1 protein-coding gene is annotated in these 327 nt (G+C 64.5%); it reads left to right on the top strand.

The window, feature by feature from the left end:
* Positions 1-269: GFA family protein (locus EN824_RS34035; RefSeq protein ID WP_135933202.1), on the top strand; the 269-nt coding region annotated here is incomplete at its 5' end.
* Positions 270-327: the final 58 nt, after the last annotated feature.

Here is a 327-nt window from a genome sequence, read left to right as displayed (position 1 = left end):
GGGCGCCTGTTGCCGATCTCTCATGGCTGACCACGGAACCAGCCTACCGCCGCTCCTCGCCGATCGCCCGGAGAAGCTTCTGCCGGTCCTGCGGCACGCCGCTTACCCTTGCCTATGACGCGAACCCGTACGAAGTCGCGATGCATATCGGGACCTTTGACGATCCGTCCGGGCTTGAGCCACGACACAATTACGGTTCTTCGCAGCGGCTCGGGTGGGTCTGCTGCGGCATCGACCTGCCGCATCATGACACGGAAGAACGATGGTAGCGGCGCACCGGAGCGACTTCCCGTTGCCGTTGGAGACGCCGCCGATGGAAGCGCGAAC

Origin of the sequence: Mesorhizobium sp. M8A.F.Ca.ET.181.01.1.1, assembly GCF_004792025.1 — a bacterium.
Lineage (GTDB): Bacteria > Pseudomonadota > Alphaproteobacteria > Rhizobiales > Rhizobiaceae > Mesorhizobium.
The sequence above is the reverse complement of the archived record's forward strand: the minus strand, read 5'-3'. Positions and strand labels throughout refer to the sequence as shown.